This is a genomic window from Roseateles sp. (assembly GCF_036486225.1).
Classification (GTDB): Bacteria; Pseudomonadota; Gammaproteobacteria; order Burkholderiales; family Burkholderiaceae_C; genus Roseateles.
Window position 1 is genome coordinate 1 of record NZ_DASVNZ010000134.1, and the last position, 3,359, is coordinate 3,359.

The following is a 3,359-nucleotide window of genomic DNA, read 5'->3' on the forward strand; positions in this document are numbered from 1 at the left end:
GGCGCCGCCTGGGCTGCCGGCGGGGGGGCCTTCCGGGTCGGGGGTGGTGCTGGGGGACATGGCTCGCTCCTCTCAGGAGAGTTGGACGTGGGTCTGGAGCCGGACTGCGGGCAGGGTAGAGGAAGCGCGGGGCCTGCACAAGCAGGGCCATCCGGCCCGGGGCCGGGCGCGCACGGCGATTGCCGGCGTGGATGGCGGGGTGGATGGCGGCACTGGCGCGGCCGATTTCAACCGCTTGCAACTCCGTCGCGGGGTCGGCCTAGACTCGGCGCCTTCACGGCGTCGTGACGCCGACGCGGGCGGCCGGATTCCTGGCGGGGGCCCGCGATCAGCACAAGGAGAACGGGCATGAGCGTGGCGGAATGGATGTCGGCATTGGCGGTCGCGATGGCGGCCACGGCCTGTGGCGGCGGGAGCGGCGGCGGCGACGACACCGCCGCGCCGACCCAACCCGGCGGGGGCGCAGGCGCCCCGACGATGCAGACGCTGAACAGCACGCTCGATCGCCCCTGGGGCCTCGTGCAACTCCCGGACAACCGCCTGCTGGTGACGCAGAAGGGCGGCACGATCGTGCGGCTGTCGGCAGCGGGCAAGACCGAGGCCACGATCGTCGGCGTGCCCAAGGTGCTGGACAGCGGCCAGGGCGGCCTGCTGGGCATCACGATCGATCCGGACTTCGCGACCGCGGGCAGCAACTGGGTCTACTTCTCCTACGCCGAAGCGGGGACCGGGACCGAGGCCGGAAAAGCCGGCACGACGGTCGCGCGCGGTCGGCTGGAGGGCGACGCCCTCACCGGTGTGCAGGTGATCTTCCGCCAGGCCCCCAAGGTCGACGGCACGGGGCATTACGGCTCGCGGCTGGTCTTCGCTCGGGACAAGACGCTCTACATCACGACCGGCGAGCGCATGAAGGGCAGCCCCTCGCAGGACCTGCAGCAGACGCTGGGCAAGGTGATCCGTGTGAACCGGGATGGCAGCATCCCGGCGGACAACCCGAGCTTCGCCGCGGGCGCCAAGCCCGGCATCTGGAGCTACGGCCACCGCAACATCCAGGGCGCCGCGCTGCATCCGCAGACCGGAGAGTTGTGGCTCACCGAACACGGCCCGCAGGGCGGCGACGAGGTCAACATTGCGCGCGCCGGCCAGAACTACGGCTGGCCGATCAAGAGCTACGGCTGCGAGTACGGCTCGCCGGTCGGTGATGCCTGCCGCATCGGTGGCGGCACGCATGCGCCGACCTACGTCGAACCGCTGACGACCTGGACGCCGATCTCGGTCGCGCCGGCGGGGCTGGCCTTCTACACCGGCAGCATGTTCCCGGAATGGCGAGGACAGTTGATCTCGGGCTCGCTGGCGGGCACCGCGCTGTGGCGCATCACGCTGAACGGCGACACGGTCACGGGCAAGGAGAAGATGTTCGGGGACCTGGGCGAGCGCTTCCGCGACGTGATCCAGGCGCGGGACGGCGCGCTGCTGACGGTGACGGACGGCGGCAAGCTGATGCGCGTGTCGCGCTGAGGCGCTGCCGGTCTCTCAGTCCAGCCACTTCCAGTACAGCGCGGTCGCTTGCAGCTCTCCCTGCGGGTTGGCGGCGAAGAACGGGATCTCGCCGGAGCGCTGGAAGCCTTGCGACTGGTAGAACGTCTCCGCGGCCGACTGCGCTTCGGTGTCGAGCGTGAGCAAGGTGAGGCCCGCTTCCCGCGCGGTCCGCTCCAGCACGGCCATCAGCTGGACGGCGACGCCGCGTCTGCGTGCATCTCGATGGACCATCAGCTTCATCACGTCCCCGCGATGGCGCTGATTCGGCTTGCCGCAGAGCGACAGCTGCACCGTGCCGAGCATCCGGTCGCCTTCACGCGCGACCCATAGCCGATGCCGCGGCCCGAGCTGCTCGAACACGCCTTCCCAATACTCGCGCATCTGCCCCTCGTCGACGTCTTCGAGGAAGCCCAGCGAGCCGCCGCCGTCGACGACGTCGAAGAACAGCTCGCCGAGTGCCGGCATCCAGTCTCGGTCCGTGCTGCGCAGTTCGATCAGTTCCATGAGGGATCCTTGTTCAACGATGACGGCGACGGCGAGGCGGCATGGAGAAGCTGGCGAAGCGGCTTGCCGAGGCACACCGCGTCCTCGCGCCCCACATAGCTGCCGTAGTTGGGAATCTCGGAATAGCCGTGCCGGCGATAGAAGCGCAGCGCGCGGTCGTTGACGCGCCGCGTCTCCAGCCAGAGCGCGCGATAGCCCATGGCGAGCGCTTCCCGCTCCAGCGCGATGAGCAGGGCGGCGCCGACGCCGCGCGTGCCGTCGCGGGCGAACATCCGCTTGAGCTCGGCCACCGGCGCGGTCCCGGCCTGCGCGAGCGGGCGGACCGCGCCGCAGCCGAGGAGGGCGCCGTCTTCGCCCCGCGCGACCAGGAACACGGATCGTCCCGCCGGCATCGACGCGGCCTCGAAGCCGCTGGCGCCGGAGTCGCCGCTGAGCAACGCCAACCGCCGGTTGAGCAGATGCATCAGCAGCACCGCGTCGGGATGCGTGACGGGCACGGCCTCAAGAAGCGGCCGCACGAAAGGCGCGTCAGCATGGTCAATCGCAGGCATTTGTGGCATCGTCCAGTCTTCATTCAAACCGTCGATCAAATACTACCCAATGGTTAGCAAATCCACAAGCGGCGGCCGTGCGCCGACGCCGGATCCGCGTCCCAGCGGTCCGAAGGGCCTGCACAACACCTCCGGCGTCGTGCAGGACAGGCCCGACGGGGCCGCGCAGGCGCGACCGCAGGCGAAGCCGCAGCCGCGCGTGCGGCAGAAGGTGGCCAAGCCGGAAGGTCCGCTGAAACGCCAGGCGCAACGCAAGGCGATGAACGAGGGCGAACTCGATCTCGACGGCGACGCGGCGCTGGACCTCGGCGCCGATGCCGGCGCGACGCCGACCGCGTCCCAGCAGCGGCGAGCGGCGCACAAACTGGCGCTGGAGGCCGGGATCCTGGCCGCCGCGCGCGAACTCTTCGCCGAGCGCGGCGCGGACGCCCTGACGCTGCGCGAGGTGGGCGCGGCGGTGGGCTACTCGCACGCGACGCTCTACAGCTTCTTCCACGACAAGAGCGAGCTGCTTGCGCGCCTGGCCGAGGACAGCCTGCGCACACTGCTCACGCGCCTGCAGGGCGCGGCGGATGGCGCCGCCTCAGGGGGCGAGGCCGCGGCGGTCGCGCGCGCCTTCGTGAACTGGGGTTTGCAGCACCCGCACGACTACCGGCTGCTGATGCTCGATACGCCGGTGGCGCTGCGCGAAGCACTGATCGCGGGCCTGGACGGGCTGATCGCTCCGGCGGCGTTGCCGGCCGCGCGCGCCGCGGCGCTCTGGGC

General features: G+C 70.9%; 4 protein-coding genes. 2 read left to right on the forward strand and 2 right to left on the reverse strand.

Annotated features, from left to right (window positions below; translation table 11 throughout):
- Positions 1-348: 348 nt before the first annotated feature.
- Complete coding sequence (locus VF536_RS09105; RefSeq protein ID WP_331614517.1) at positions 349-1,518, forward strand: PQQ-dependent sugar dehydrogenase; 1,170 nt, start codon at positions 349-351, stop codon at positions 1,516-1,518.
- A 15-nt stretch (positions 1,519-1,533) separates the two neighbouring features.
- Here the strand turns inward: VF536_RS09105 and VF536_RS09110 are convergent, their stop codons facing one another.
- Both VF536_RS09110 and VF536_RS09115 read right to left on the reverse strand, forming a co-directional pair.
- A complete protein-coding gene (locus VF536_RS09110) occupies positions 1,534-2,043 on the reverse strand; it encodes a GNAT family N-acetyltransferase (protein WP_331614518.1) in 510 nt (169 codons plus the stop codon).
- A complete protein-coding gene (locus tag VF536_RS09115) occupies positions 2,034-2,633 on the reverse strand; it encodes a GNAT family N-acetyltransferase (RefSeq protein WP_331614519.1) in 600 nt (199 codons plus the stop codon). Before VF536_RS09115 ends, VF536_RS09110 begins: the two co-directional genes overlap by 10 nt.
- Positions 2,634-2,643: 10 nt before the next feature.
- Between VF536_RS09115 and VF536_RS09120 the strand changes: the two genes are divergently transcribed.
- Positions 2,644-3,359: helix-turn-helix domain-containing protein (locus VF536_RS09120; RefSeq protein ID WP_331614521.1), on the forward strand; the 716-nt coding region annotated here is incomplete at its 3' end.

What these genes read in the sequence shown, in the direction of transcription:
- VF536_RS09105 (WP_331614517.1), top strand. Translation starts at nt 349, where the DNA reads ATGAGCGTGGCGGAATGGATGTCGGCATTGGCGGTCGCGATGGCGGCC.
- VF536_RS09110 (WP_331614518.1), bottom strand. Translation starts at nt 2,043, where the DNA reads ATGGAACTGATCGAACTGCGCAGCACGGACCGAGACTGGATGCCGGCA.